Annotated in this window: 28 protein-coding genes; 10 read left to right on the forward strand and 18 right to left on the reverse strand. The window is 64.5% G+C overall.

All coding sequences use genetic code 11. The features are described 5' to 3' along the window. The first annotated feature begins 109 nt into the window (after window positions 1-109). Window positions 110-1,147 carry an NADP-dependent oxidoreductase gene (locus FCT00_RS16230; protein WP_138423843.1) on the forward strand — a complete coding sequence of 346 codons (1,038 nt, stop codon included), beginning with the start codon at window positions 110-112 and terminating at the stop codon, window positions 1,145-1,147. After that, window positions 1,147-1,920: an SDR family NAD(P)-dependent oxidoreductase gene (locus FCT00_RS16235; RefSeq protein ID WP_138423844.1), complete on the forward strand. Its 774-nt coding sequence runs from the start codon at window positions 1,147-1,149 to the stop codon at window positions 1,918-1,920. The genes FCT00_RS16230 and FCT00_RS16235 overlap by 1 nt, the downstream gene beginning before the upstream one ends. A 153-nt stretch (window positions 1,921-2,073) precedes the next feature. Here the strand turns inward: FCT00_RS16235 and FCT00_RS16240 are convergent, their stop codons facing one another. Further along, window positions 2,074-2,478, reverse strand: a complete 405-nt coding sequence (locus FCT00_RS16240) for a MerR family transcriptional regulator (protein ID WP_008331241.1) — start codon at window positions 2,476-2,478, stop codon at window positions 2,074-2,076. Between the two features lie 65 nt (window positions 2,479-2,543). Between FCT00_RS16240 and FCT00_RS16245 the strand changes: the two genes are divergently transcribed. Continuing rightward, window positions 2,544-3,461 (forward strand): cation diffusion facilitator family transporter, encoded by a 918-nt coding sequence (locus FCT00_RS16245; RefSeq protein ID WP_138423845.1) that lies wholly within the window; start codon window positions 2,544-2,546, stop codon window positions 3,459-3,461. Here the strand turns inward: FCT00_RS16245 and FCT00_RS16250 are convergent. From FCT00_RS16250 to FCT00_RS16275, 6 genes are all read right to left on the reverse strand, one after another. After that, a complete protein-coding gene (locus FCT00_RS16250) occupies window positions 3,458-4,147 on the reverse strand; it encodes a helix-turn-helix transcriptional regulator (RefSeq protein ID WP_138423846.1) in 690 nt (229 codons plus the stop codon). The genes FCT00_RS16245 and FCT00_RS16250 overlap by 4 nt on opposite strands. Then, the gene (locus tag FCT00_RS16255) at window positions 4,147-4,509 is read right to left on the reverse strand and encodes a VOC family protein (protein WP_138423847.1); all 363 of its coding nucleotides are present in this window, start codon (window positions 4,507-4,509) and stop codon (window positions 4,147-4,149) included. Before FCT00_RS16255 ends, FCT00_RS16250 begins: the two co-directional genes overlap by 1 nt. A gap of 61 nt (window positions 4,510-4,570) precedes the next feature. Next, window positions 4,571-5,335: a hydroxypyruvate isomerase family protein gene (locus FCT00_RS16260; RefSeq protein WP_138423848.1), complete on the reverse strand. Its 765-nt coding sequence runs from the start codon at window positions 5,333-5,335 to the stop codon at window positions 4,571-4,573. Window positions 5,336-5,444: 109 nt separating this feature from the next. Further along, a complete protein-coding gene (locus tag FCT00_RS16265) occupies window positions 5,445-6,080 on the reverse strand; it encodes an OmpA family protein (protein ID WP_040884705.1) in 636 nt (211 codons plus the stop codon). A 109-nt stretch (window positions 6,081-6,189) separates the two neighbouring features. Then, on the reverse strand, window positions 6,190-7,059 hold the full coding sequence (locus tag FCT00_RS16270; RefSeq protein ID WP_138423849.1) for a methylated-DNA--[protein]-cysteine S-methyltransferase: 870 nt from the start codon (window positions 7,057-7,059) through the stop codon (window positions 6,190-6,192). Between the two features lie 84 nt (window positions 7,060-7,143). After that, the gene (locus FCT00_RS16275; RefSeq protein ID WP_138423850.1) at window positions 7,144-7,791 is read right to left on the reverse strand and encodes a Hint domain-containing protein; all 648 of its coding nucleotides are present in this window, start codon (window positions 7,789-7,791) and stop codon (window positions 7,144-7,146) included. A 110-nt stretch (window positions 7,792-7,901) separates the two neighbouring features. On the opposite strand from FCT00_RS16275, the gene nth reads away from it, so the two are divergent. Both nth and FCT00_RS16285 read left to right on the forward strand, forming a co-directional pair. Next, window positions 7,902-8,546, forward strand: coding sequence for an endonuclease III (nth, locus tag FCT00_RS16280; protein ID WP_138423851.1), 645 nt, complete (start codon window positions 7,902-7,904; stop codon window positions 8,544-8,546). Continuing rightward, entirely contained in the window at window positions 8,543-9,532 is a 990-nt protein-coding gene (locus FCT00_RS16285; RefSeq protein WP_138423852.1) for an adenosine kinase, read from the forward strand. Before nth ends, FCT00_RS16285 begins: the two co-directional genes overlap by 4 nt. 242 nt (window positions 9,533-9,774) lie before the next feature. Here FCT00_RS16285 and FCT00_RS16290 read toward each other — a convergent pair whose 3' ends face one another. Beyond that, window positions 9,775-12,126, reverse strand: coding sequence for an aldehyde dehydrogenase family protein (locus tag FCT00_RS16290; protein WP_138423853.1), 2,352 nt, complete (start codon window positions 12,124-12,126; stop codon window positions 9,775-9,777). Between the two features lie 73 nt (window positions 12,127-12,199). Further along, on the reverse strand, window positions 12,200-13,111 hold the full coding sequence (deoC, locus tag FCT00_RS16295) for a deoxyribose-phosphate aldolase (protein ID WP_407943659.1): 912 nt from the start codon (window positions 13,109-13,111) through the stop codon (window positions 12,200-12,202). Window positions 13,112-13,501: 390 nt separating this feature from the next. Between deoC and FCT00_RS16300 the strand changes: the two genes are divergently transcribed. After that, window positions 13,502-13,810 carry an ArsR/SmtB family transcription factor gene (locus tag FCT00_RS16300; protein WP_138423855.1) on the forward strand — a complete coding sequence of 103 codons (309 nt, stop codon included), beginning with the start codon at window positions 13,502-13,504 and terminating at the stop codon, window positions 13,808-13,810. On the opposite strand, the gene polA is transcribed toward FCT00_RS16300, so the two are convergent. From polA to FCT00_RS16325, 5 genes are read right to left on the reverse strand one after another with little or no spacing between them, the layout of a single operon-like run. Continuing rightward, window positions 13,807-16,605, reverse strand: coding sequence for a DNA polymerase I (gene polA, locus FCT00_RS16305; protein WP_138423856.1), 2,799 nt, complete (start codon window positions 16,603-16,605; stop codon window positions 13,807-13,809). The genes FCT00_RS16300 and polA overlap by 4 nt on opposite strands. 20 nt (window positions 16,606-16,625) lie before the next feature. Next, a complete protein-coding gene (locus FCT00_RS16310; RefSeq protein ID WP_138423857.1) occupies window positions 16,626-17,006 on the reverse strand; it encodes a VOC family protein in 381 nt (126 codons plus the stop codon). Window positions 17,007-17,021: 15 nt separating this feature from the next. Further along, window positions 17,022-17,201, reverse strand: a complete 180-nt coding sequence (locus FCT00_RS16315; protein WP_008331272.1) for a zinc-finger domain-containing protein — start codon at window positions 17,199-17,201, stop codon at window positions 17,022-17,024. Between the two features lie 56 nt (window positions 17,202-17,257). Continuing rightward, window positions 17,258-17,635 carry an HIT domain-containing protein gene (locus FCT00_RS16320; RefSeq protein ID WP_138423858.1) on the reverse strand — a complete coding sequence of 126 codons (378 nt, stop codon included), beginning with the start codon at window positions 17,633-17,635 and terminating at the stop codon, window positions 17,258-17,260. A 10-nt stretch (window positions 17,636-17,645) separates the two neighbouring features. Further along, window positions 17,646-19,223 (reverse strand): DUF5928 domain-containing protein, encoded by a 1,578-nt coding sequence (locus FCT00_RS16325; protein WP_138423859.1) that lies wholly within the window; start codon window positions 19,221-19,223, stop codon window positions 17,646-17,648. A 143-nt stretch (window positions 19,224-19,366) separates the two neighbouring features. Between FCT00_RS16325 and FCT00_RS16330 the strand changes: the two genes are divergently transcribed. Continuing rightward, window positions 19,367-20,185, forward strand: a complete 819-nt coding sequence (locus tag FCT00_RS16330; RefSeq protein WP_138423860.1) for a sulfotransferase family protein — start codon at window positions 19,367-19,369, stop codon at window positions 20,183-20,185. Here the strand turns inward: FCT00_RS16330 and FCT00_RS16335 are convergent. The 4 genes from FCT00_RS16335 to FCT00_RS16350 all read right to left on the reverse strand — a co-directional run bounded on the left by FCT00_RS16335 (window position 20,182) and on the right by FCT00_RS16350 (window position 23,265). Beyond that, a complete protein-coding gene (locus FCT00_RS16335) occupies window positions 20,182-20,679 on the reverse strand; it encodes an isochorismatase family protein (protein ID WP_138423861.1) in 498 nt (165 codons plus the stop codon). The genes FCT00_RS16330 and FCT00_RS16335 overlap by 4 nt on opposite strands. Before the next feature lie 184 nt (window positions 20,680-20,863). Next, window positions 20,864-21,100 carry an Lrp/AsnC ligand binding domain-containing protein gene (locus FCT00_RS16340; RefSeq protein ID WP_008331284.1) on the reverse strand — a complete coding sequence of 79 codons (237 nt, stop codon included), beginning with the start codon at window positions 21,098-21,100 and terminating at the stop codon, window positions 20,864-20,866. A gap of 63 nt (window positions 21,101-21,163) precedes the next feature. Continuing rightward, on the reverse strand, window positions 21,164-22,090 hold the full coding sequence (gene argF / locus FCT00_RS16345; RefSeq protein WP_138423862.1) for an ornithine carbamoyltransferase: 927 nt from the start codon (window positions 22,088-22,090) through the stop codon (window positions 21,164-21,166). After that, a complete protein-coding gene (locus tag FCT00_RS16350; protein ID WP_138423863.1) occupies window positions 22,087-23,265 on the reverse strand; it encodes an aspartate aminotransferase family protein in 1,179 nt (392 codons plus the stop codon). Before FCT00_RS16350 ends, argF begins: the two co-directional genes overlap by 4 nt. A 250-nt stretch (window positions 23,266-23,515) precedes the next feature. Here FCT00_RS16350 and FCT00_RS16355 point away from each other — a divergent pair, with 250 nt between their 5' ends. From FCT00_RS16355 to FCT00_RS16365, 3 genes are all read left to right on the forward strand, one after another. Beyond that, entirely contained in the window at window positions 23,516-24,397 is an 882-nt protein-coding gene (locus FCT00_RS16355) for a DMT family transporter (protein ID WP_138423864.1), read from the forward strand. Between the two features lie 96 nt (window positions 24,398-24,493). Next, window positions 24,494-25,078 carry a GcrA family cell cycle regulator gene (locus FCT00_RS16360; RefSeq protein ID WP_008331288.1) on the forward strand — a complete coding sequence of 195 codons (585 nt, stop codon included), beginning with the start codon at window positions 24,494-24,496 and terminating at the stop codon, window positions 25,076-25,078. Next, complete coding sequence (locus FCT00_RS16365; RefSeq protein WP_235889123.1) at window positions 25,062-25,445, forward strand: glyoxalase superfamily protein; 384 nt, start codon at window positions 25,062-25,064, stop codon at window positions 25,443-25,445. Before FCT00_RS16360 ends, FCT00_RS16365 begins: the two co-directional genes overlap by 17 nt. Window positions 25,446-25,474 lie beyond the last annotated feature (29 nt).

Raw genomic sequence — 25,474 nt, forward strand, 5'->3', positions numbered from 1 at the left:
TTGCCACGCCCGGCGCTCGTGCGGCACCTTGGTTTACGTGGCGTTTTACCTTGCGAAACTCTGTTTCAAAGCCAAGTATCCGCAAGACTCGGGAGGAAGGAAAGCACAAATGTCTGTCACCGCAAAACGGATCGTTCTGGCCAAAAGGCCGAAGGGCGAAGTCACGCCGGAGAACTTCCGGCTCGAAGATTACGAAGTCCCCGACCCCAAGGCGGGCGAGGTGGTGGTGCGGGTGACCGCCCTGTCGCTCGACCCCTACATGCGGGGACGGATGGACGATGCGAAAAGCTATGCCGCCCCGGTCGAGGTCGACGCGGTCATGGAGGGCGGCACGGTGGGCGAGGTCATCGCCTCGAACGCCGACGGGTTCGCCGAGGGCGACGTGGTCTTCGGCATGACCGGATGGTGCGACCACGCGGTGATGAGCGCCAAGGCTTTGACCAAAGTGCCGCAGGGTGTGCCGCCGACCGCCGCGCTGGGCGTTCTGGGGATGCCGGGGTTCACCGGCTGGCACGGGCTGACCGATATCGGCAAACCCAAGGCGGGCGAAACGGTCGTGGTCGCCGCCGCCACCGGACCCGTGGGGTCGATGGTCGGGCAATACGCCAAGCATCTGGGTCTGCGCGCCGTGGGCGTCGCGGGCGGCCCGGACAAATGCCGCCATGCCGTCGAGCATTTCGGGTTCGACGAGTGTCTGGATCACCGCGCCTATGCCGACGGGAAAGAGATGCGCAAGGCGATTGCAGAGGCCTGCCCGGACGGGGTCGACATCTATTTCGAGAACGTGGGCGGCAAGGTGCTCGAGGGCGTGCTGCCCAACATGAACACCTTCGGGCGCATCCCCGTCTGCGGCATGATCGCGTGGTACGATCTGGGCGGTCTGGGGATGGGCGATGGTCCCGGCAAGGACCAGTTGCCGCGCGCGTGGCGCACCATTCTGGTGAACCGGCTGAAGGTCGAGGGCTTCATCATCACCGACGGCTGGCACCGGCTGAACGAGTTTCTGGGCGAGGTTGCGCCACTTGTCGCGAACGGCACCATCAAATTCACCGAGGACGTGGCCGAGGGGCTGGAGAACGCGCCGGAGGCGTTCATGTCGATGCTGAAGGGCGGCAATTTCGGCAAGCAGATCGTGAAGATCGCGTGATGCATTCGCTGTTCGATCTGACGGGCCAGACCGCCATCGTCACGGGGTCGACCAAGGGGATCGGCAAGGCCATCGCCTTCGCCCTGGCCGAGGCCGGGGCGAACGTAGTGATCTCGTCCCGCAAGGCCGATGTTTGCGACGCGGTCGCGGCTGAGGTGAACGCGCGGGGCGGCGGGAAAGCGGTGGCGATCCCGGCCAACGTGTCGAAGGACGAAGACCTCGACAGGCTGGTGGCCGAGACCGAAGCGCAGTTGGGACCGGCGGATATTCTGGTGCTGAACGCGGCGGTGAACCCCTATATGGGCCCGTTCCTCGACACGCCCGACGATGCGTTCGACAAGACCATCGCGGTGAATATCCGGGCGAACATGCAGCTTGCCAAGCGCGTGGTGCCGGGGATGCAGGCCAAGGGCGGCGGCGCGATCGTGATCGTGTCGTCCATCGCGGCCTTCAAGGGGTCGAAGATGCTGGGTATCTACGCGGTGACCAAGGCCGCCGACACCCAGATCGTGCGCAATCTGGCGAGCGCATACGGCCCCGACAACATCCGGGTGAACGGGATCGCACCGGCGGTGGTGAAGACCGACTTTGCCCGCGCGCTTTACGAGGACCCGGAGCGCGAGAAACAGGTGTCGGCCTCCTATGCGCTGAAACGGCTGGGCGAGCCGGACGATATCGCGGGGGCGGCGCTGTTCTTTTCCTCCCGCGCGGGGGCGTGGACGACGGGGCAAACGCTTATCATCGACGGGGGCTGGTCGATCGAGGAAAGCTGAGAGGGCGCGGGTGGCGTTGTGGTCGCCCGGGTTTCGCGTGGCGTCAGGATACTAGAATACTAGGATTCTAGTATCCTTAGCGCGTCAATTTTTGCCGCGATTTCCGCACCTTAACCCGATACCAATCCGCCGGCGCACCCGACCGTTAACCTTTCAATGCTCGTGATCGCACTGCCGATGATCCCCGAACGCTTCGAGGATATTGCAGTCGTGCCCCGGCCCTCCGTCGCAGGCCTCGACGATCCGCAGAAGTTCCGCCTCCAGCCGCCTGAGACGCGCGATCCGGGCGCGGATGTCCGACAGGTGGGTCTCGGCAATGTCGTGAGTCTCGGCATGATTGGCAGGGTCCAGCGCGACCAAGGCCCGGATCGCATCGAGCGACAGGCCCAGGTCGCGCGCGTGGCGGATGAACCCCAGACGCTCCAGCCCGGCGCGGGAATACCTGCGCTGGTTCCCCTCGGTCCGCTCGTCGGCCTCGATCAGCCCGACGCCCTCGTAATACCGGATCGTCGGCACCTTGACCCCGGTGGCATGGCTGAGTTCACCAATCGAATACATGAAAATTACCTCTTGAACCTCTAGTCGCTAGAGGAATTATTTAGGGTGGGCAAACGGAGAATGCCATGCCCCACGATCACGCCCACGGCCACCATCACGTAGACCCCGACGCGGGCGACCGCGCCGTCGCGGCGGCGGTCGGCGTCAACGTCGCGCTGACCGTGGCCGAGATCGTCGGGGGGCTCCTGTCCGGTTCGGTCGCGCTGATCGCGGATGCGGTGCACAACCTGTCCGATGCGGCGAGCCTTGGCATCGCGTGGTTCGCGCGGCGGATCGGGCGGCGACCGACCGACGCGACCATGACCTTCGGCTACAAACGGGCGGAACTCGTCGCCGCGCTCATCAACCTGACGACCCTGATCGTGATCGGCCTTTACCTGATCTACGAAGCGGTGCAGCGGTTCTTCGCACCCGTCGAGGTGAGCGGCTGGCTGATGATCTGGGTGTCGGTCTTCGCGCTGATCGTCGATGCGGTGACAGCCTGGCTGACCTATCGGCTGTCCAAGGAAAGCGTGAACATCCGCGCGGCGTTCCTGCACAACGTGGCGGACGCGTTGGGTTCGGTCGGGGTCATCGTCACGGGGCTGCTCATCGTGTCGTTCGGGTGGAGCTGGGCAGACCCGCTCGCCACGCTTCTGATCGCGGGCTACATCCTGTGGATGGCGGTCGGCGAAATCCGGGGCGTGATCCGCACCCTCATGCTGGGCACCCCGCCGGGCATCGAACCGGATGAGGTCTTGGCAGCAATGGAAACCGTCGAAGGTGTCGCAAGTGTTCATCACCTGCACATCTGGCAGATCAGCGAACGGGTCGTGTCGCTGGAGGCGCATCTGGTGACCGACGCCGAGACGTTGCCGCAGATCGCGCGTGTGAAGGGCCGCCTACGGGATATGCTCCACACCCGGTTCGAGATCACCCATGTGACGCTGGACGCCGAAACGCCGGAACTGGCCTGTGCCCATCCGGCGCGGATCGGGAGTTAGGCGAGCGGCCGGCCCCGGTGGCAGTCGTAGAACGCCTTCAGGTTCTTGTCGGCCTCCAGCGGCAACACATCGCCCTCGCTCACCTCGCCCATACGGTCGACGCGGAACATGCGGAAATCCTGACGAAGCTCGCACCAGCTCGCCAGTGTCCAGACCTTGCCCCAGTAGAGCAGCGCAAGCGGGCGCACCGTGCGGGTCGTCGCCCGCCCGCCCTCGTCCTCATAGGGAAAACGCACGCGCAGGCGGGCATGAGCGGCATGTTCCAACTGGTCGAGCCGGGCGCGGTCGACGGGGTCGGCGGAGAGGAAGTCCATCGCTTCGATCGGCACCCGCGCGGCGCGATCCTTAAGGCTCTGCGGCAGCACCGCTTCGATCTTGACCAGCGCCTCTTCGGCGGCGCGGGCCATTTCCAGACCGCCCCAGGCACGGGCCATGCGCGCACCTGCGACGAGCGCCGTCACCTCCGCCTGCGTGAACATGAGCGGCGGAACGTCGTAGCCCGCGCGCATGATGTAGCCGACCCCGGCTTCGCCTTCGATGGGGACGCCGGAGCCGATGAGATCGGCGATGTCGCGGTAGATCGTCCGCTCGCTCACCTCCAGCCGTTCGGCGAGGCTGCGGGCCGTGGTCAGCCGACCGCCGCGCAGATACTGAACGATCTGGAACAGGCGGTCGGCCCGTCGCATCAGGCGGCGTGCGGCTGGAACAGGCCGATCTGGTTGCCGTCGAGGTCGAGCGCCATGATGAAGCGGCCCGCCGGAATCTCGACAGCCTCGCCCAGCACCTGCCCCCCGGCGGAGCGCACGCGGTCGGCAGCCGCCTCGCAGCTGCCATCGACGGCGAAGTGGATGACGTTGCCGCGGGTGCCGGTGTCGTCGGACTGAAACAGGTTCGCGCCGACGCCGGCGGTCGAGCCGTTGAGCACCGCGAAAGGGGCACTGCTGTCAATTTCCGTCCGATAACCGAAGACGGAATCGTAGAACGAGATCGAGGTCTTCAGGTCTTTCACTGGAATTTCCGCCCAGACGACAATGGGTTGCGTGGTCATATCAGGTCTCCTTCGTGTTCTGACGGACCCTGATTAACACTCCCCAACTGACAGCATCCTGTCAGGAGCCTTTCACCGCGTCCAGCCAGCCGAGCGTTTTTCGCGTGTCGCCCTCGGGCATGTATTCGGCCGAGACCCAGCCCTTGTAGCCGCTGTCATCCAGCGCGGCGAAGAAGGCGGGAAAGTCGACCTCGCCCTTCTCGGGTGCCCGCCGGCCCGGCGCACTTGCGATCTGGACGTGAGCCGCGCGGTGTCCATGCGCCTCCCACACCGCCATGCCGTCGCCGGTGAGCATCTGTGCGTGATACATATCGAACTGAAGGTTCACGTTCTTCGCCTTCACCTCGTCCAGTATCTCGGCCGCCTGATCGAAGTCGTTTAGGAAATACCCCGGCATATCGGTGCCGTTGAGCGGCTCGATGGTCAGGCTCATCCTAGGCGCCTCAGACGAGGCCCAGCGCAGGTTTTCGACGAATGTGGTTCGAGCGACCAGACCGTTCGCCTTGCCCGCCATGACGTGCATGTGCTGCGCGCCCAGCGCCTCGGCGAAGCGGACCGCGCGTTTGAAATCGTGACGGAAGCGTTCGGTCAGGCCCGGCACGGCCGCAAACCCGCGCTCGCCCCCGGCCCAGTTGGGCGGCGGGCAATTGATGAGCACCATCTGGAGGCCATTCATGGCGAGCCGCCGGGTCATTTGGGTCACCGCGTCGTCATAGGGAAACAACGCCTCGACCCCGGTGAAGCCGTGGTCGGCGGCAGCGGCAAAACGGTCGAGGAACGGAAGCTCTTTGAACAGGAGCGAGATATTGGCGGCGAACTTCGGCATGTCGTCTTCCCTAGCGGTCAATCCATGTTTCGACTAGCCGCAACGGTGCATCGGACACGAAAAAGGGCCGGACGCTGGTCCGGCCCCTTCGTTAACCTTTGGCGCGGTCTCAGCCCCGCGGGATGATGAGCACCTCGACGCGACGGTTCTGGGCCCGCCCCTCGGGCGTCAGGTTGGTCGCGACCGGCTCGCTGTCGCCCTTGCCCACCGCCTGAAGCCGCGCGGCGCCGACGCCGTTCGACTGAATCACGCCGAGCACGGCCTGCGCGCGGCGCTGCGACAGGGTGAGGTTGTAGCTCGCCTGCCCGGTGTTGTCGGTATGGCCCACGACCTGAACCGACGAATTCGGATACTCGCGCAGGTTTTCGGCCAGCGCGCGCAGATCGGGGTAAAGGGCGGGCGAAACATCGGCGCTGTCGGTCGGGAACAGGATGCCCTGCGGCATCACGACCTTCAGATAGCTGCCGGTGTTGATGACCTGGATCGACGAGTTCGACAGGCTCGAGCGCAGGTCGCCCGCCTGTTTGTCGAGCTGGTTGCCGACCAGACCGCCGACGATGGCACCGCCGATGGCGCCGGCCGCCGCGGTGGCTGCACGGTTGCCGGGGATCGCCGCGCCGACAAGGCCGCCGACAGCCGCGCCGGTCGCGATGCCCGCGCCTTCGCGCTGACCCACGGTCGAGCAGCCGGTCAGCGCCAGAACCGACACCAGCGGCAGGACGAACAGGGGTTTCAGGGTAGTCATTCGTGGACCTTTCAGTGGGAATCCGATCTTCGCGGGCAGCATAAGCCCCGGCCCCGCAAGGGGAAAGGCCCGTTCGGCCCGGGTTTCGCGGCGGGCAGCAAACCGCCGCCTACCCGATGGCCTCGTCGCGCGCGGACTCCCACGCGAGAAGCGCGCGTTTGACCGGCAATCCCCAGTGATAGCCGCCAAGGCCCCCCGATTTGCGCAGCGCCCGGTGGCACGGGATGATCCAGCTTACCGGGTTTCGCCCCACGGCGGTGCCGACGGCGCGGACCGCTTTGGGGTGGCCGACCGCGCCCGCGATTTCGGAATAGGTGGTGACGTGGCCCGAGGGGATCGCGATCAGAGCCTCCCACACCTTGATCTGGAAGGGCGCGCCGATCATGTGAAGCCGCGCCTCGCCGGTCTGATCGAAAGCCGCCGTGACATCGGGCCGGATCGCCATGGGGTCTTCGACGAACGTCGCCTTGGGCCAGCGCGACAGCATATCGGCCATCGCCGCTTCGGCCCCGGTTTCGGCGGCGAAGGCCAGTCCGCAGATACCCCGGTCCGTCGCCATGACGAGGGCGAGGTCGAAGGGCGAATCGAACCAGCCCCAGAGGATCGTCAGTCCCTCGCCGCCCTTGGCGTAGTCGCCGGGGCTCATCGCCTCCCACGTCAGGAACAGGTCGTGAAGCCGCCCGGTCCCGGACAGACCCAGCGAATTGGCTGCCTCCAACATGGTGAACTTGTCGCGCAGCAGCGCGCGGGCGTGGTCGATGGTCAGGTATTGCTGATACCGTTTGGGGCTGACGCCAACCCATTTCGAGAAAACCCGCTGAAAATGCGCGGGGCTCATGTTCACCTCGCCCGCCAGCGCATCGAGCGTCAGGGGCGTGCCGCCCGCCGCGTCGATGGCGTCGATGGCCCGACGCATGACATGGTAGTGATAGGCTCCTTCGGCCTCGGTCTCGGGCGTTTTCAGATCAAGCGCGGTCATGGGCGTCTCCTTCGACACCCAATTTAGGCGGGGCGCGCCCGTCGGGCGACCCGTTTCCTGCGGTTTAGCGTGGGACGCCGCGCATCACGCCACCTGTCGGATCATCCGCGGGATCTGATCCCGATCCGTGCCGCGCAACGCCCGCACCTCCCACTCCGTCAGGCAGAGCCGGGCCGCGCGGGCATGACTGAGCCTGAGCGATGGTGTCGCCAGCAGGTGCGCGGGCAGGTCACGCCCGATGACACCCAGCGTCGCCGGATCGAGCAGGAGCGATTCCGCCCACAACCCGTTGGCCTGCACAAGGTCATGCACGGGGAGGAGGAGTTGGGTCAGACAGCTCGCCCCCATCGGGGCGCTGCGCACGCGCACCTCATCGGCAAGGTGCGCGATTGGCGCAAGGGCTTCATCCACCCCCAGATGCAACTCCACCGCCGCGCCCGACAAAAGAACCCGGTGCGCGGGCGCGAGCCAGGTCGGGTGGGTCGGGCCGCCATCCCCCAATGCACCCTCGGCGATCTCGACCAGGGCGAGGTCCGGTTGCAGGGCGGCATCACCCGGAAATACGCGAATGCGCCCGACCCAAAGAACGGGCTGAACCCCGTGGTCGCGCGTGAGCACACGGTCGCCGGTCGCCAGCCATTCGACGGGCAATTCGCCGTCGGTCGTCATCACATGCGTTCCGGGACCGAACCCCGGCATCGTCGCGATCTGGCTGTGCATTCTGGCTGTCATGCCCCGATCCTTGGACCTTTGCGCATCACCAGACCAGAAAAAGCGAAACACGAGGTTAAGACCCGCACACCAACTTGCGCCCCCCGCCGAAACCCCCGATACGGGGACCGATGGCCAAACAAATGGACTATATGACGATCCGCGAGGTGTTCCGCCGGTTCCACGAGGCCGAGCCGGAGCCGAAGGGCGAGCTGGAGCACGTCAACGCCTATACGCTCGTCGTCGCCGTGGCGCTGTCGGCGCAGGCGACGGACGCTGGCGTGAACAAGGCCACGCGCGAGCTGTTCAAGATCGCGGATACGCCCGCCAAGATGCTGGCGCTGGGCGAAGCAGGCCTGACCGAGCATATCAAGACCATTGGCCTCTTTCGCCAGAAGGCCAAGAACGTCATCAAGCTCTCGCAGATCCTCGTCGATCACTACGGCGGCGAGGTGCCCAACAGCCGCGCCGCCCTGCAATCGCTGCCCGGTGTGGGCCGCAAGACCGCGAACGTGGTCCTGAACATGTGGTGGCATTATCCGGCGCAGGCGGTGGACACCCACATCTTTCGCGTCGGCAACCGGACGGGCATCTGCCCGGGCAAAGACGTCGTCGCCGTCGAACGCGCCATCGAAGACAATGTCCCGGCGGATTACCAGCAGCACGCCCATCACTGGCTGATCCTGCACGGGCGCTACACTTGCAAGGCACGCAAGCCCCTGTGCGGCACCTGCCTGATCCGCGATCTCTGCCAATTCGAGGAGAAGAACCTTTGACCAAACGCTTCCAGGTCGTCGGCATCGGCAACGCCATCGTCGACGTCATCACCCAGAACACCGACGACTTCCTCGAACACATGGGGATCGAAAAGGGCATCATGCAGCTCGTCGAAAAGGAACGCGGCGAAACGCTCTACGGCGCGATGGAGAACAGGGTGCAGGCGCCGGGCGGGTCGGTCGCCAACACGCTCGCCGGGCTCGGGAATCTGGGCCTGTCGACCGGCTTCCTCGGACGCGTGCGCGACGATTCGCTGGGGCGTTTCTACGCGCATGAGATGGCCGAGGACGGGACCGTGTTCGTCAACGCGCCGGTTAAAGACGGGGAACTGCCGACCTCGCGCTGTATGATCTTCGTCACGCCCGATGGCGAGCGGTCGATGAACACCTATCTCGGCATCTCGTCGGAAATCTCCGAAGCCGACGTGCCGGAAGAAGCCGCGCGCGATACCGAGGTCATGTTCCTCGAGGGCTATCTCTACGACAAGGACAAGGGCAAAGCGGCCTTCAACCGCGCCGCCGAGATCACGCACAAGGCCGGCGGCAAGGTGGGCATTTCGCTCTCCGACCCGTTCTGCGTGGAACGCCACCGCGACGATTTCCGCCGCTTCGTGAAAGAAATGGATTTCGTGATCGGGAACGAGCACGAATGGCAGTCGCTCTACCAGACCGACCTGTCGGCGGCGCTGGAACTGGCCGCCGCCGAATGTGGTCTGGCCGTCTGCACCCGGTCCGGCGCCGACGTCGTGCTGATGCAGGGCGAGAAAGAGGCGGTCGTCCCGGTGAACCGCGTCGATCCAGTGGACACAACCGGCGCAGGCGACCAGTTCGCCGCGGGCTTCCTCGCGGGCTACGCGCAGGGCCATGACCTCGAGACCTGCGGTCGCATGGGCGTCATCGCGGCGGGCGAGGTCATCAGCCACATCGGTCCGCGCCCAGAAGCCGACCTGAAAGACCTGTTCCGCAAAAACGGCATCGCGCTTTAGGAGTTTTGCGGCGGGCTTGCGCCCGCCACGATCCGCTGGAGGGGCCAGCCCCTCCAGACCTCCCCGAGGTTTTCTGAAACGAAGAAGAGGAAACACACGCTTCCTCCTTCTCTGTTTCCAGAAACCTTCAGGGGGTGAGCGCGCAGCGCGAGGGGGGCCGAGGCCCCCCTGCTTCGTTTTCCAATGAGATCAAAGGCCGATAATAGGCGGCCACCGCGACGGGCGAAGCCCGGCGCAACCTCTTATTCGCCGTAGGGCACCCAGACGGTTTTGACCTCCGTCGCTTGAGCGAGGAATTCACGCCCCTCGCCGTCCGCGCCCGTCCAGTCACGGTCGCGCGCGTTGTTCACCCAGGTTCGCTTCAGGTTCCCGGCGCTCTCATATTCGATCAGGCTCGACAGGTCGGCGCCGGAGGCGCTCCAGACCGCATCGACGCCGAGGTGACCGGCGAGCGGTTTGGCGAGTTCGGCGTGCGATCCGGTGAGGATGTTGACGACCCCACCCGGCAGATCCGAGGTCTCGAGCACCTGATAGAAATCCGTCGCGGCGAGCGGGAAGGGTTCGGAGGCGACCGCCACGACCCGGTTGCCCATCGCAATGGCGGGCACGACGAGGCTGACCAGGCCCAGAAGCGGGTGGTCGTCGGGGCAGAACTGGCCGATCACCCCAACCGGCTCGTTCATGGCGAGCGCGACGCCGCGCAGCGGCACGGGTTTGGCCGCGCCGTCGTACTTGTCGGCCCAGGCGGCATAGGTGAAAAGCCGATCGATGGACCGCTCGACCTCGGCCCTGCCGCTGCGACCACCGGTCAGGGCATTGATCCGGCTGGCGAATTCATCGGCCCGGGCCGAGAGGTTTTCGCCGATGTAATAAAGGATCTGCGCGCGCGCGTGGCCCGTCGTCCTGGCCCAGCCCGCAGCACCCGTGGCGGCTTCGACGGCGTTGCGCACATCCTTGCCGTTGGCGAGGCTCACGTGGCCCAGAAGCGCGCCGGACTTGGACCAGACCGGTTTGGAATAGCCGCCATCGGGCCGCGCTTGTTTGCCGCCGATGTAGAGTTTGGCCGTGCGGTCGAGTTCGTCGACCTTGGCTCCCTTGGGGGCGGCCACGGCCGGGATCGGCTTCAGGGTCGCGGGTTTCCGTTTGGGCTTGGTATAGGCCAGAAGCCCTTCCCATCCGCCTTCGCGCCCGAAACCGCTTTCACGCACGCCGCCGAAGCCCGCCGCTGCGTCGAACATATTGGTGCCGTTCACCCAGACCACGCCCGCGGCCATCTTGGGGGCGATGTCGAGGGCGAGGTTCACGTTCTCGGACCAGAGCGTCGCGGCGAGGCCGTAGCGGGTGTTGTTGGCGATGGCGACCGCCTCGTCCGGTGTGCGGAAGGTGGTGGCGACCAGAACGGGGCCAAAGATTTCCTCCTGCATCAGCGAGGCTGCGGGCGACATGCCGGTGATGAGGGTGGGCGGGTAATAGCACCCCGTCGCGGGCATCTCGGCCGGGGCCTGGAAAACGTCGCCTTCTGCCGCGCCCGCTTCGACCAGTTTGGACACGCGGTCGTGCTGGACGGGATCGACCAGCGCGCCCACGTCGATGGATTTGTCGAGCGGATCGCCCACACGCAGTTTCGCCATGCGCGCCTTGAGTTTGGTATAGAACCGCTCGGCCACGGGTTCGTGGACCAGGAGACGCGAGCCAGCGCAGCAGACCTGCCCCTGGTTGAACCAGATCGCATCCACCAGCCCCTCGACCGCGCTGTCGAGATCGGCGTCGTCGAAGACAATGTAGGGCGACTTGCCGCCGAGTTCGAGCGTGAGCGATTTGCCCGTACCTGCCGTCGCCTTGCGGATGATCCGGCCCACATCGGTCGAGCCGGTGAAGGCGATCTTGTCGACGCCTTCGTGGGCCGTGATCGCCTCGCCCACCGCGCCGTCGCCGGTGACGATGTTCACGACGCCCTTTGGCAACCCCGCCTCGTCGCAGATCTGCGCGAAAAGGAGCGCGGTGAGGGAGGTGTATTCGGCGGGTTTCAGCACCACGGTGTTGCCCATCGCGATGGCGGGCGCGATCTTCCACGCGAGCATCAGGAGCGGGAAGTTCCACGGGATGATCTGACCGGCGACGCCCAGCGCCTCGCGGTCGGGGAGTTCCGCGTCCTGCAGTTGTGCCATCCCTGCGTGGTAGTAGAAATGGCGGGCGACGAGCGGAATGTCGATGTCGCGGCTTTCGCGGATCGGCTTGCCGTTGTCGAGGGTTTCCAGCACCGCGAAGAGGCGGGCGTGTTTCTGGACGAGGCGGGCCAGCGCATAGAGTTTGCGCGCGCGCTGGTGGCCCGAGAGTTTCGCCCAGCCCGGCTGCGCCTTTCGCGCCGCGCGCACGGCGGCGTCGACGTCATCGGCCCCGGCCTGGGTGATCTTGGCCAGCACCTCGCCCGTGGCCGGGTTCTTCGTTTCGAACGTGTCGCCCGGCTTTGTCCAGGCGCCGTCGATGAACAGGCCGAAACGCGCGCCGTGGTCGCCGATCCAGGCCATCGCCTCGGACGCGCTTTCGGGAGCGGTGCCGTAATCCATGCTGTCGAAGATTTCCTTGATGGTCACTTTCTGATCCTCTTTCCGGGGCTGTGCCCGTTGGATGCCGACTTCGCTCCGCCCGGAGCGAAGTCAGGGCACATCACCCCATCGCATGGCGGTAACCCGCCGAATAATGCCCGGTCACGTGATGTTCGAGCTGCCGTTCGATGTCGCCCAAGAGAGACGAAGCCCCGAAGCGGAACAGGTGAGGGTCGAGCCAGTCGTCGCCCAGTTCCTCTTTCACCAGCGCCAAGTAGGTGAGCGAATCCTTGGCTTTCGAGATGCCGCCCGCCGGTTTGTAGCCGACCTTGATGCCGGTCCGGTCGTAGTAGTCACGGATCGCGCGCATCATCACGAGGCTCACGGGCAGGGTCGCGTTGACGCCCTCCTTACCGGTCGAAGTCTTGATGAAGTCGGCGCCCGCCATCATGCAGACGAGCGAGGCCCGCGCGACGTTGCGCAGGGTGCCGAGTTCGCCGGTCGCGAGGATCGCTTTGACATGGGCATCGCCGCAGGCCTCACGGAATGTGCGCATCTCGTCGTAGAGACCCTGCCAGTCGCCGGTCAGGACCTTGCGGCGGGAGATGACGATATCGATCTCCTGCGCGCCGGCGTTGACGCTCTCGCCGATCTCGGCGACGCGCAGGTGGAAGGGTGAGAGGCCCGCCGGGAAGCCGGTGGAGACGGCCGCGACCGGGATGTTGGTGCCATGGAGCGCGTCGACGGCGGCTTCGATCATGTCGTGGTAGACGCAGACCGCGCCGGTGGTGAGGCCGTCGACACCCAGCGCGTCGAGCAGGTCCTGGCGCACCGGCTGACGGGCCTTGGCGCAGAGGCGGCGGACGCGGTTTTCGGTGTCGTCCCCGGCGAGCGTGGTCAGGTCGATGAGGGTGATCGCCTTGAGGAGCCACGCGGCCTGATAGTCCTTCTTGACCGACCGGCGCGCGCCGATGGTGCCCGCGCGGCGTTCGACGGCGGAGGTGTTGACCTGCACCGCACGCACCCAATCCATGTCGAGCGGGAGGCCCGGATTGCGTTGGTCGACAACGTCGGGAAGCTGCGCCGCCCCTAGTTGGGCCTTCGCTGTGTGTGTTTCGGTCTGCACGTTGAACTCCGATGTGTTGCTGCGAGCCTCGCACCTGCGCACGCACATGGCAATATTTTTCCTTTTGGTCAAATTAAGAGGTCGGGAGAGTGGGTGGCGGGCGGCGTTTCGCTGGTTGGCGGGGGCGGTTTTGGGCGGGCCGGAAGGATAGAATACTAGGATCCTAGTATTCTGGTATCGGCAAGCCACTGGCATTGAACAGCTTTCTTGGAGGAAATTAAGACTTTCGTTAACGGGCCTTCAACACTCTCTCGTCATTCTGTGTGGACCGAACCCCACCACCGAAGGAACCGACCCATGACCGCTGACGACACAATCGCCCTGATGTTCAACGCCCTCGCCCATCCCAGACGCGCAAAGATCTTTCGCTTGCTCGTGGACGACTCGCGCAACGGGCAGACCTACGCCGCGCTGCGTGCCGCAACGGGGTTGAGCAACGCCGTGCTCATCCACCATGTCCGGGTGATGGAGGCTTCGGGCCTCATCCGGCGCAAGCGGCGCGGGCCCGAGGTCAGCTATCTGCTCGAAAGCACGGAATTCTGCCGCACGATCGCCCTCGCTCACACGATGGCGGTGGATGCGCGGCTGCACCCGAAGGCGGCTTAGTGCGCCTCGGCCCAGTTCGCGCCCTGCCCGGCATCGACCACCAGCGGGATGTCGAGCTTCACCGCCGGATCGGCCGCGCCCTCCATCACGTCGCGGATGACCGACACGGCCTTGTCCACGCCGCCCTCTTCGACCTCGAAGATCAGTTCATCGTGCACCTGTAGCAGCATCTTCACAGGCAGGCCGGAGATCGCGTCCGGCATGCGGATCATGGCGCGGCGGATGATGTCCGCCGCCGACCCCTGGATCGGGGCGTTGATCGCGGCGCGGCGGGCGAAACCGGCGTGCGGGCCCTTGGCGTTGATATCGGGCGTGTGGATCTTGCGGCCGAACAGGGTCGCCACATGGCCGTGTTCCTTGGCGAAGGCCACGGTGTCGTCCATGTATTCCTTGATGCCGGGATATTTCTCGAAATAGCGGTCGATGAACCCCTGCGCCTCGCCCCGCGCGATCCGCAGGTTGCGGGCAAGGCCGAAACCGGAAATGCCGTAGATCACGCCGAAATTGATCGCCTTGGCTTGGCGCCGCACGTCCGGCGTCATCTCGTCCAACGGGACGTCGAACATTTCCGATGCCGTCGCGGCGTGGATGTCTTCGCCGTCGCGGAACGCCTGTTTCATCGACTCGATCCCGGCGACATGGGCCAGAATACGCAATTCGATCTGACTGTAGTCGAGCGAGACCAGAACCTTGCCCTCCGGCGCGACGAAGGCTTCGCGGATGCGCCGCCCTTCTTCCGTGCGGATCGGTATGTTCTGAAGGTTCGGGTCGGTCGAGGCCAGCCGGCCCGTCGACGCGCCCGTTTGCAGGTAGGACGTATGCACCCGGCCCGTGTCCGGGTCGATGTGGGTCTGAAGCGCATCCGTGTAGGTCGATTTGAGCTTGGACAGCTGCCGCCAGTCGAGCACGCGGGCAGGCAGGTCGTGCTGGGCCGCGAGGTCCTCGAGAACGTCGGCGCCGGTGGCATAGGCCCCGGTCTTGCCCTTCTTCCCGCCTTCCAGTCCCAGCTTGTCGAACAGGATTTCACCAAGCTGCTTGGGCGAGCCGACATTGAACGACTGGCCCGCAAGCTCGTGAATCTCGGCCTCCAGCCCCGCCATTTTCTGCGCGAAGGCGTTGGACATGCGCGACAGGGTATCGCGGTCGACCTGAACGCCGTGCATTTCCATCTGGGCGAGCACCGGCACCAGCGGGCGTTCGAGCGTCTCATACACCGTCGTCACCTTTTCGCGGTGCAGGCGCGGCTTGAACAATTGCCACAATCTGAGGGTCACATCGGCGTCTTCGGCTGCGTATTTTACCGCATCTTCGATCTTCACCTTGTCGAAGGTGATCGCGCTCTTGCCTGTCCCGAGCAGGGTCTTGATCGAGATCGGGGTGTGGCCGAGGTAGTGTTCGGACAGCGTGTCCATGCCGTGATTGTGGAGACCCGAGAACATCGCGTAGGACATCAGCATCGTGTCGTCGATGGGCGCGACGTTCAGCCCGTGGCGGCTGAAAATCTTGGTGTCGTATTTGGCGTTCTGGAAAATCTTGAGGATCGCGGGATCTTCCAGCACCGGCTTCAGTGCGTCGAGCACGTCGTCGAGCGGCAGTTGTCCCTCCGCCAGCTTGTCGTCGGCAAAGAGCCCCTCTCCGTCGCCCGTCTTGTGACCGACCGGGATATAGCACGCCTCCCCCGGCACGACGGCAAGGCAGATGCCCGCGAACTCCGCCTGCATTTCGTTCAGCGACGTGGTCTCGGTATCGACCGCCACATAGCCATGATCGCGGATCAACGCGATCCAACGATCGAGCGCCTCGATGTCCTTGACCCACTCGTATTTTTCAGGGTCGATTTCGGGCGCGTCCGGCGCATCGCCTTCGGGCGCGTCCTTCACTTCCGGCTCGGGGATCGCCAGCGGCTCCACCCCCAGCTTGTCCGCGATCCGGCGGGTCAGCGTGCGGAATTCCATCTTGGCGAGGAACGGCATCAGCTTGTCGGGATCGGGGTCCTGCACTTCGAGGTCGTCGAGGGTGAAGTCGATAGGCGTTTCGCAGTCGAGTTGGACGAGCCGCTTCGACAATTCGATCTGTTCGCGTTTCTGGGTCAGGGTCTCGCGCCGCTTCGGCTGCTTGATCTCTTCGGCCCGGTCGAGCAGCGTTTCCAGATCGCCGTATTCGTTGATAAGAAGCGCGGCGGTCTTGATCCCGATCCCCGGCGCGCCCGGCACATTGTCGACGCTGTCGCCCGCGAGCGCCTGCACGTCCACCACCCGTTCCGGCCCGACGCCGAATTTCTCGATCACACCCTCGCGGTCGATCCGCTTATTCTTCATCGGGTCGAGCATTTCGACACCGTCGCCCACAAGCTGCATCAGGTCTTTGTCCGAGGACAGGATGGTGACCCGCCCCCCGGCTTCGCGCCCCATGCAGGCCAGCGTCGCGATGATGTCGTCGGCCTCGTAGCCTTCCATCTCCTTGCAGGCGATGTTGAAGGCGATGGTCGCTTCGCGCGTCAGCGGGATCTGTGGGCGCAGATCTTCGGGCATCTCGTCCCGGTTCGCCTTGTACTGGTCGTACATATCGTTGCGGAACGTGTGGCTGCCCTTGTCGAACACCACCGCCACATGCGTCGGCGCGTCCGGCCCGGTGTTATCCTCGACATACCGTTGGAGCATGTTGCAGAATCCGCTGACCGCCCCGATGGGCAGCCCGTCGGACTTGCGCGTCAGCGGCGGCAGAGCGTGGTAGGCGCGGAAGATATAGGCCGAGCCGTCGATGAGGTGCAGATGGCACCCTTTGCCGAATGTCATGCTCGTCTCCCGCTAGGTCGTCACTCGTAGACCGACACTTCGATCAGGTTTTCGTCCGGGTCGCGCAGATAGACCGAATTGATCGGCCCGACCGCTCCGGTGCGTGCAACCGGGCCTTCGACGATAGAAACGCCGCAGGCCCGGATATGGTCCACCACTTCTGCCATGCTGCCCGCCGCGATGAAACACAGATCGGCGCTACCGGGTGTCGGCCGGTGCGCTTTCGGCTCGAATTCATGGCCCGCTTCGTGAAGGTTGATCTTCTGCCGGCCGAACTGCAATGCCCGGCGCCCCGATCCGAAGGTCACGACCGTCATGCCAAGAACGCGGGTGTAGAAGTCGCAGGTCGCGTCGAGCGAGGTCACAGTCAGGACGAGGTGATCCAGCCGGTCGATTTTCATGCCGCCCCCGCAGGATCACGCCTTGTCGGCGAAATCCTTGTAGACGTATTTCGCGTCGCAATACCCGCATTCCACATAGCCCGTGTCGTCGGGGATGGTCAGCCAGACACGCGGGTGGCCCGTGGCCGGCCCGCCGCCGTCACAGGCGACCTTTTTCTTGTCCACCACCTTGGTTTCCGGTGCGTCCATCGTCATTTCGCGCCTCGTTTGTCGCTTTGTCTCAGAATACCAGCCACGCGGCCGGTCACAAGTCAGCCCGGCAGCATCCGGCCCAGCACTTTGCCGGACAGAATGTGGGTGTGCAGATGCGGCACTTCCTGAATGCCCGCCTTGCCGCCGTTCACGATCAGGCGATAGCCCTCACCGCCCGCGCCGGGCGCGATGGCGAGCTTGTCGATCACCGCCTGAATGGCGCGAGAATAATCCGCCAGTTCCGCATCCGACGCCTCGGCCGCGAAATGGTCCCATGTCACATAGGCGCCTTTCGGGATCACCAGCACGTGCACAGGGGCCTGCGGCTGGATGTCGTTGAAGGCGAGGCTGTGCTCGGTCTCCAGCACCGTGTCGTTCGGAATCTCACCGCGCAGGATTTTCGCAAAGATGTTCTGGGTATCGTAGTCGTAGGCCATATGTCCCGTCTCAGTCGCTGAAGAAGCCGTCGGTTTGCGCAAGTTCCAGGGCCCTTTCTTCCGGGATCGTCAGGAACTTGGCAAGGGCCTCGGCGTTTTCCTCGGAGGTGCCGTTTTCGCGAAGGATGTGCATGTCGAGGAACCCCTCGTCGCGGATACGGTCGGATTCATAGAAGAAATCCTGCCGGATCGTGGGGATCAGGCGGTCGAGCGCCTCTTGCGGGGTGCGTTCGCCCGCCAGCCCGACGCGCATGGCGTGGCCGAGAATCCACTCGTCGGAATAGTCCGTTTCGATCTCCAACAGCCGGGTTTTCGAGCGATCCGTATAGAAATCTTTCATCAATTCGATATCGCCCGGGTCCATCCCGATGGCGAGCCTGTCGGTTTTATAGTAATCGAACAGCATCCGCATCAGGGCGCGGCGATGGCGCGTGCGCTTTTCGATGGTCGCCTGAATGCCGCCAAGATCGGGCAGCACCGTCTCTTCTTCGTCGAAGAGATAGTCGATGGCCGGGATGTTGGTCTTGTCGCGCAGCAGCTGAAGCATCCGTTTGCCGATGTGCCACTTCTTCGAGACGATGATGAGCAATTCGCGGTCGCGCCCCAGCGTCGTTTCGCTTTCCCAGAACCGTTCTCCGAAGCGTTGCCCGATCCGGCCCCGGCCCGTGAGGAATTTGAACAGGCTGCGCCCTTCGTTCGAGATTTTGAAATCGGTCGTGTCCGAGGCATAAAGCGCACCCAGCCGCCGCTTCAACTCATGCGCGTCCGGGCTGATCTTGCGGGCGAACAGGTAGTCCTGCGACAGGAGCATGTCGTAGTGGTCGTTGTAGAAGGTCACCGGCATCCCATAGTCGGTGAACATCAAAAAGGTCAGCGTGCGCGTCTCGATCTCTTCATGCGGGACGAGGTGGCGCACGAGGGTCTGAAAGAACGTCTCGTCCGGAATCCACGTTGTCGAAAAGAACCGCATCACGTCGCGGCGTTTGCGGGTGAAGTCCAGTATCCATTCGATCGTGCGGCGCCGGAGGCACCACCACTGCGACCCGATCATGATCTGGATGTCGGCCGGGACATCGCGTTTGAGGCCCAGCCGCTTTTGCAGGTTCATCGCGGCGTAGAACAGCCCCTTCTGGGTGCGTTCGTTGAAGTAGTGCCGCCAGATCAGACGGTCTTCCTTGATCCCCGTCTTGATCCAGTCGCTTTCGAAGAAATCGAAGCTTTCGATATGGTCCTTGTCGTCGTCATCGAGGAACTCGTGGGCATATTCCGCCGACTTGATCGCCATGCAGTCGCCGGAGACCATGTAGAAATGGGTGGCGCGCGGAAACGCCTCCACCGCCGCCTCGACCGCGTGAAGCGTGCCTTGGACCAGCGACCATTCCCCCCAGCCGCATTTCACCCGCTTCTTGGCGAAGGTGACCGAGCCGTTTTCGGCCAGTGCGGCCTGTATCATCTCGTAATCCGAGCGCGGGCTGCGGGCGTCGAAATGGATCGAGATATAGTCGCCCGCCGCCGTCAGGCGCTGTGCCTGATCGATGATGGCCTTGGGGTCTTTGTGGCACAGAAGGATGAAGGCAATCTTGGCCATTCAGGCTCCAAGAGGGGCGGTTCGGGGCGGATTGTTGACAGGCTTAACGTAACGAAGCATTGAAATGACAGTGTTTGTTTGCTTTTTTCTGTCAAAACAATCCGACCTCGGGCGAGCGGGTCACAATAAGGCGGGCAGCAAGCATGGGTTTCCCCGGAACCTGGATGACCGAAACGGAAAGCATGGTGTATCGGGTCGTTCCGAAATGCGCCTGCTCGACCATCGGTCAGATCATGTATTACTCCGATCACGGCGAATTCTTCGACGGCGACATTCACGATGCGCAGGACGGCATCATCAAATGGGCGCAGGAAGAGAACCAGAAAAAGATCGAACGCAACGTGAAGACGCACAAGAGTTTCGCCTTCACCTGCGTGCGCAATCCCTACACGCGGATCCTGTCATCGTTCTTCGACAAGATCTGCGGCATCCAGCGCAACGGCAAACGCTATCGCGGTAACCTCGTCCCGCTTCTGATCCAGAAATACGGGATCGAGGTGGGAAGCCCCGAGGACAATTTCGACTTCGACCAGATCAAGTCGTTCCGACGGTTCCTGCTGTTCACCCGCGACACCATCAAGTTCCGCCGCCCGATGGACCCTGACATTCACTGGTCGGCCATGTCCGGCCATGTCTCGACCTTCATCCACAACGGCGGCACCTACGACCACATCTTCTGGACCGAGAACTTCAATGTCGGGATGAAGAAGGTGCTCGACAACGTGAAGACGCCGCAGAAGGTGAACCTCAAGACCATTCCCCGCTTCAACGAAAGCGCGGGCCACGGGCCGGAACGCGCGCACCCGGTCGAGGATTATTTCGACGACCTGTCGATGCATCTGATGTGGGAGATCTACCGCAAGGATTTCGAGTTGTTCAAATACGACTTCGACAATCCGGGGAACAAGCTGCCCATCGGGGACATCGACCTGCACGAAGTGCACAAGAAGCTGGGCAGCTAGACCAGCTTGACCTCCGTCAGACCCACGACCTCGACATCCTTCAGCTTGGCGAGGTTCGCGTTCACCGTCGCGATCACGTCGCGAAAGTCGCGCTTGTGGAAATCGTGGGTCGTGTGCGCATCGCCGACCAGTGTCACGGCAAAACCGTAGTTCGGGGCGGCGTGGACGGTTTCGTCGATGCAGGCGTCCGATTGCATCCCGCAGACCACGATCCGGTCGACCCCGCGCCCGCCCAACTCGCCCGCGAGCGTCGTGCCGACAAAAGCGTTGCACACGTCCTTGCGCACCACCGCCTCTCCGGGTTTGGGCTTGAATACGGGGTGCAGCGACGGGTCCGGCGTGACGCCGGTGTCGAGCACCCAGACCACGGGCACGCCATCGCCCCGTGCCCGCTCGACCAGACGAAACACCGCCGACATGATTTCATCGGTGTTCGGCGTTTCGTCCTCGATCAGGCTGACCTGCATATCGATGACCACCAGTGCTGCGGTCATACCCCACCCCTAGATACGCCGTGAAACGGCTCTGACAGTTGAGCGTAACACTCCCATATTCCGGGGGCGCCAGACACTACGGGATACGTGACCCTTGCAGGTCGCGGGGCGATCCCCATGAACCCGATCATTTTCCGGGCGGGGCGCGCAATCCGAAGGCAGGACTGAAAAGGGCGGGTTCGGCTCAGAACGCGTTGAACGTCATGATCGTATGGGATCGCTCGATCCCCGGCACGTCGAGCAGTTGCTCGTTCACGTATCGGCCCACGTCCTGCCCGTCCGGCACGTAGAGCTTGAGCAGAAGGTCATAGTCGCCGCTGGTCGAGTAAAGCTCGGAGTGCAGTTCGCGCAGCACGATTTCCTCGGCCACGCGATAGGTCGACCCCGGCTTGCAGCGGATCTGGATGAAGATGGCGCTCATTCTCGTATCCTTCGGTCAGGCGGCCTTGCGGGCACCTTGGGTCAAAGCCGCCCGGTTGGCAACTCAGACGCCCAGGCACCAGCGCATGATCGCTTTCTGGGCGTGCAAGCGGTTCTCGGCCTCGTCGAACACCACCGATTGCGGGCCGTCCATGACGGCGTCGGTGACCTCTTCGTTCCGGTGGGCGGGCAGGCAGTGCATGAACAGCGCGTCGGGGTTGGCGCCCGCCATGAGCCGGTCGTCCACCTGATAGGCCCGCAGGAGGTTATGCCGGCGTTCGCGGGTCGAGGGCGCGTCGTGCATCGAAACCCACGTGTCCGTCACCACGAGGTCAGCCCCCTTGACGGCGGCATGTGGGTCGCGCTCGATCTCGATCTTCACGCCCTTGGCGCGCGCTTCCTCGACGAACTCGCGGTCGGGGTCGAGCCGCTCGGGGCCGGTGTAGGTCAAATCGAAGCCAAGCTGCCCGGCGGCGTGGATGAAGGACGCGCAGACGTTGTTGCCGTCGCCGGTCCAGACCACCTTTTTCCCGGCGATCGGGCCGCGATGTTCCTCATACGTCAGGATGTCGGCCATGATCTGACAGGGATGGGTGCGGTTCGTCAGGCCATTGATGACCGGGACGGTCGCGAACTCGGCCAGCTCTTGCAGCGCGGATTCCTCGAACGTGCGGATCATGATGAGGTCGACGTAACGCGACAGAACGCGGGCGGTGTCGGGGATCGACTCGCCGTGACCAAGCTGCATTTCCGACCCCGACAGGACCAGCGTTTCACCGCCCATCTGGCGCACGCCCACGTCGAAGGAAACCCGCGTCCGGGTCGAGGGTTTTTCAAAGATCAGCGCGACGACCTTTCCGGCCAATGCCTGTTCGTCGTCCGGCACACCCTTGGCCGCATCGGCGCGCCCGGCTTTGATCCGGTGGGCTTCGTCGAGCATGGTGCGCAGGTCCGCCGGGTCGGTGGCGTTGATGTCGAGGAAATGTCTCATGCCTTGGCCTCCTGCGCCGTTGCAGCGGCGTCGAGCCGCGCCACGCCCTCGGCGATGTCTTCGTCGGTGATGTTGAGCGGCGGCAGGAGGCGCACCACGTTGTCGGCGGCGGGCACGGTGATGACTTGGGCGTCATAGCCAGCGGCCACCAGATCGGCAGGCGCGACCTTGCACTTGAGGCCAAGCATCAGGCCCACGCCGCGCACGCTGTCGAAGATGTCGGGATGCGCGTCGATCAACCCTTCGAGCTTTTGACGCAGGAGCCCGGCCTTGCGGTTCACGTCGTCGAGAAAGCCGTTGCCGGTCACGACATCGACCATCTTGATCCCCACGGCCATGGCCAGCGGGTTGCCGCCGTAGGTCGAGCCATGCGTGCCGACGACCATGCCCGAGGCCGCATCTTCGGTCGCAAGAACCGCACCCAGCGGGAAGCCCCCGCCGATGCCCTTGGCGGACATGCAGATGTCGGGCGTGACGCCGGCCCATTCGTGGGCAAAGAACTTGCCGGTCCGGCCGACGCCGCACTGCACCTCGTCGAAGATCAGGAGCGTCCCGGTCTCGTCGCACAGGTCGCGCAGACCCTTGAGGCACTGATCGGGCACCGGGCGGATGCCGCCCTCGCCCTGCACCGGCTCGATCAGGATCGCGGCGGTCTTCTCGGTCACGGCGGCGCGCAGGGCATCGTGGTCACCGAATTCGAGATGGACGAAGCCGGGCATGAGCGGCCCGAAGCCCTTCACCATCTTCTCGGCCCCCGAGGCCGCGATGGCGCCGGTGGAGCGGCCGTGGAAGCAGCCGGAGAAGGTGATGATCTCGACCCGGTCGGTGTCTCCGCGGTCATAGTGGTACTTGCGCGCCATCTTGATGGCGAGTTCGGCGGCCTCGGTGCCAGAGTTGGTGAAGAACACCGTGTCCGCGAAAGAGGCTTCGACCAGCTTGTCGGCCAGCACCTTCTGCCCCGGAATCTCGTAAAGGTTCGAGACGTGCCAGAGCTTGTGGGCCTGCGCGGTCAACGCGCCGATCAGGTCGGGGTTCGCGTGGCCCAGCGCGTTCACCGCGATGCCCGCGCCCAGATCGAGGTATCGGTCCCCCCCTTCCTCGATCAGCCAGCTGCCTTCGCCTTTGACGAAGTTCAGTTTCGCGCGCGCATAGGTCGGCAGAACGGACGGGATCATGGCGTCATCCTTCAAAAAGAGGCCTTTGGGTGCCGCAAGGGCGGGCCGGTGTCAACGATTTAAGAGGGTTTTAGGGGCGAACGGAAGCGGACGTCAGGCGCGGGTGCGGCGGCGTCGGCAATCAGCGGTATGGGTCCGTGCGTTCATGGGTGCGGCGATACTTCGGTCCGGGGCGAAAGTCCATCTCTTTCCTCGGCCACGAACCGGGCGTATGGGGCGATGACCCTTTACGATTTCGATGTGGCCCCGCATGACCCCGACCCCGCAACAACCGCTCGCCGCCGTGGGCTTCATGCTGCTCGCCGCCGCGCTGGTGGCGGGAACGACGCTTTTGGCCAAGGTCGCGGGCGAGGCCGGGCTGCATCCGCTTCAGGTCAGTCACGGGCGGTTCCTGTTCGCCTTTCTGGGGATCGCGGCGGCCAACCTGATCCTGCGCCCGCGCTACACCCGCCCCAAGTGGGCGGTTCATGCCGGGCGCTCGTTCTCGGGCTGGGCCGGGATTTCGCTGACCTTCGCAGCGGTGCAGATCATCCCATTGGGCGATGCGACGGCGATCTCGTTCCTAAATCCGGTCTTCGCCATGTTCCTCGCCATCCCGATCTTGGGCGAGCGGATCGGGCCGTGGCGCTGGACGGCGGCGGCGATCACCCTCACCGGCGGCGCAATCCTGCTTCGTCCCGGCACAGGCACGATCGAGCCCGGTGCGCTCTTGGCACTGGCGGCGGCGGGGTTCATGGCGTTCGAGATCACGCTCATCAAGTTTCTCAGCGACCGCGAGCGACCGCTTCAGATCCTGCTCATCAACAACGGCATGGGTCTGACCATCGCGACCATCGCCGCCTCGGCCCTGTGGGTGTGGCAGATGCCCGATGCGCGGGTCTGGGCGGTGCTAGCCGGGATCGGGTTCGTCATGGCGCTGGCCCAGACCTGTTTCATTCAGGCGATGCGCCGGGCGGATGCCAGCTTCGCCTCGCCGTTCTTCTACGCGACGCTCGTATTCGCCGCGCTTTACGACGGGATCGTTTTCGGCACATGGCCCACCGCGACCAGCGCGCTTGGCGCGGGCGTCATCGTGGCGGGCGGCGCACTGCTGGCGTGGCGCGAGGGACGGTTGAAACGTGCGCCCGGTTGATCCATATAGCGGCCTTCACCTTGTAACCCCGGCCCCGGTGGCTAGAATACGCGCCTGACGCTAGATACGGCCCGATCAGGCCCACGAGGAAACGCGATGTCCTGGACAGACGAACGAGTCGAAACCCTGAAAAAGATGTGGTCCGAGGGCCAGTCGGCCAGCCAGATCGCCAAGGAACTGGGCGGCGTGACCCGCAATGCCGTGATCGGCAAGGTGCATCGGCTTGGTCTGTCCAACCGCGCGGGCGGCAGCCCGGCGACGACCGCCAAGGCCCCGGCCAAGGAAAAACCGGCAGCCAAGCCCGCCGCGAAAAAGCCCGCGACCGCGAAAGCGGCGGAGCCGAAGGCCGAGCCTGCCGCCGCCGAGGCCGCACCCGCCGCCAAGCCGGTGACGCCTGCGCGCAAGCAGATCATCCCCGCCGGTCAGCCGCTGCCGCCGCAGCCCAGCGCGAACGAGATCAGCCCGGAGGCGCTGAAAAAGGTGTCCGAGATCGAGAAGTCGGCCAAGAAGCTGTCGCTTCTGGAACTGACCGAGCGGACCTGCAAATGGCCCGTTGGCGACCCCGCGACCGAGGATTTCTGGTTCTGCGGCCTGCCGGTCCAGCAGGGCAAGCCTTATTGCGAGGCGCATGTGGGCGTGGCGTTCCAGCCCATGTCCTCGCGTCGTGACCGGAAACGCTGATATGAAGGCGGGCGCGGCGGTTCCGATCCTGCGCTCGTTCTCCGAGGCCGAGGCGCGGGATTTCTACCTGCGTTACCTGGGTTTCGAGGTGGTGTTCGAGCACCGCTTCGCCCCCGATCTGCCGCTTTACATGAGCGTCAAGCGCGGCGACTGCGAGTTGCACCTGTCCGAGCATCACGGCGACGCCGCACCCGGCAGCGCGGTTCGGATCGAGGTCGCCGACATCGAAGCGTTCCATGCCGAGATCACGGAACGCGGCCACAAGCGTCTGCGCCCCGGAATCCAGCACCAAAGCTGGGGGGCCAGCGAAGTCATGCTGAACGACCCGTTCGGAAATCGCATCATCTTCTGGGAGTCCAAGGACTAGGCCCGCGCCGATTGTTTCCAAATCCGGCG

The organism is Maritimibacter alexandrii (assembly GCF_005871115.1).
GTDB lineage: Bacteria > Pseudomonadota > Alphaproteobacteria > Rhodobacterales > Rhodobacteraceae > Maritimibacter > Maritimibacter alkaliphilus.

What these genes read in the sequence shown, in the direction of transcription:
- FCT00_RS16340 (WP_008331284.1), bottom strand. Translation starts at nt 21,100, where the DNA reads ATGAGCGCCATCTTCATCCAGATCCGCTGCAAGCCGGGGTCGACCTAT.
- FCT00_RS16235 (WP_138423844.1), top strand. Translation starts at nt 1,147, where the DNA reads ATGCATTCGCTGTTCGATCTGACGGGCCAGACCGCCATCGTCACGGGG.
- FCT00_RS16275 (WP_138423850.1), bottom strand. Translation starts at nt 7,791, where the DNA reads ATGACAGCCAGAATGCACAGCCAGATCGCGACGATGCCGGGGTTCGGT.
- FCT00_RS16350 (WP_138423863.1), bottom strand. Translation starts at nt 23,265, where the DNA reads ATGATCCCGTCCGTTCTGCCGACCTATGCGCGCGCGAAACTGAACTTC.
- FCT00_RS16315 (WP_008331272.1), bottom strand. Translation starts at nt 17,201, where the DNA reads ATGACGATGGACGCACCGGAAACCAAGGTGGTGGACAAGAAAAAGGTC.
- FCT00_RS16250 (WP_138423846.1), bottom strand. Translation starts at nt 4,147, where the DNA reads ATGCGACGGGCCGACCGCCTGTTCCAGATCGTTCAGTATCTGCGCGGC.
- FCT00_RS16260 (WP_138423848.1), bottom strand. Translation starts at nt 5,335, where the DNA reads ATGCCGAAGTTCGCCGCCAATATCTCGCTCCTGTTCAAAGAGCTTCCG.
- FCT00_RS16230 (WP_138423843.1), top strand. Translation starts at nt 110, where the DNA reads ATGTCTGTCACCGCAAAACGGATCGTTCTGGCCAAAAGGCCGAAGGGC.
- FCT00_RS16360 (WP_008331288.1), top strand. Translation starts at nt 24,494, where the DNA reads ATGTCCTGGACAGACGAACGAGTCGAAACCCTGAAAAAGATGTGGTCC.
- FCT00_RS16265 (WP_040884705.1), bottom strand. Translation starts at nt 6,080, where the DNA reads ATGACTACCCTGAAACCCCTGTTCGTCCTGCCGCTGGTGTCGGTTCTG.
- deoC (WP_407943659.1), bottom strand. Translation starts at nt 13,111, where the DNA reads ATGGATTGGGTGCGTGCGGTGCAGGTCAACACCTCCGCCGTCGAACGC.
- FCT00_RS16355 (WP_138423864.1), top strand. Translation starts at nt 23,516, where the DNA reads ATGACCCCGACCCCGCAACAACCGCTCGCCGCCGTGGGCTTCATGCTG.
- nth (WP_138423851.1), top strand. Translation starts at nt 7,902, where the DNA reads ATGGCCAAACAAATGGACTATATGACGATCCGCGAGGTGTTCCGCCGG.
- FCT00_RS16320 (WP_138423858.1), bottom strand. Translation starts at nt 17,635, where the DNA reads ATGGCCTACGACTACGATACCCAGAACATCTTTGCGAAAATCCTGCGC.
- FCT00_RS16245 (WP_138423845.1), top strand. Translation starts at nt 2,544, where the DNA reads ATGCCCCACGATCACGCCCACGGCCACCATCACGTAGACCCCGACGCG.
- FCT00_RS16300 (WP_138423855.1), top strand. Translation starts at nt 13,502, where the DNA reads ATGACCGCTGACGACACAATCGCCCTGATGTTCAACGCCCTCGCCCAT.
- FCT00_RS16330 (WP_138423860.1), top strand. Translation starts at nt 19,367, where the DNA reads ATGGGTTTCCCCGGAACCTGGATGACCGAAACGGAAAGCATGGTGTAT.
- FCT00_RS16270 (WP_138423849.1), bottom strand. Translation starts at nt 7,059, where the DNA reads ATGACCGCGCTTGATCTGAAAACGCCCGAGACCGAGGCCGAAGGAGCC.
- polA (WP_138423856.1), bottom strand. Translation starts at nt 16,605, where the DNA reads ATGACATTCGGCAAAGGGTGCCATCTGCACCTCATCGACGGCTCGGCC.
- argF (WP_138423862.1), bottom strand. Translation starts at nt 22,090, where the DNA reads ATGAGACATTTCCTCGACATCAACGCCACCGACCCGGCGGACCTGCGC.
- FCT00_RS16240 (WP_008331241.1), bottom strand. Translation starts at nt 2,478, where the DNA reads ATGTATTCGATTGGTGAACTCAGCCATGCCACCGGGGTCAAGGTGCCG.
- FCT00_RS16335 (WP_138423861.1), bottom strand. Translation starts at nt 20,679, where the DNA reads ATGACCGCAGCACTGGTGGTCATCGATATGCAGGTCAGCCTGATCGAG.
- FCT00_RS16325 (WP_138423859.1), bottom strand. Translation starts at nt 19,223, where the DNA reads ATGGCCAAGATTGCCTTCATCCTTCTGTGCCACAAAGACCCCAAGGCC.
- FCT00_RS16255 (WP_138423847.1), bottom strand. Translation starts at nt 4,509, where the DNA reads ATGACCACGCAACCCATTGTCGTCTGGGCGGAAATTCCAGTGAAAGAC.
- FCT00_RS16310 (WP_138423857.1), bottom strand. Translation starts at nt 17,006, where the DNA reads ATGAAAATCGACCGGCTGGATCACCTCGTCCTGACTGTGACCTCGCTC.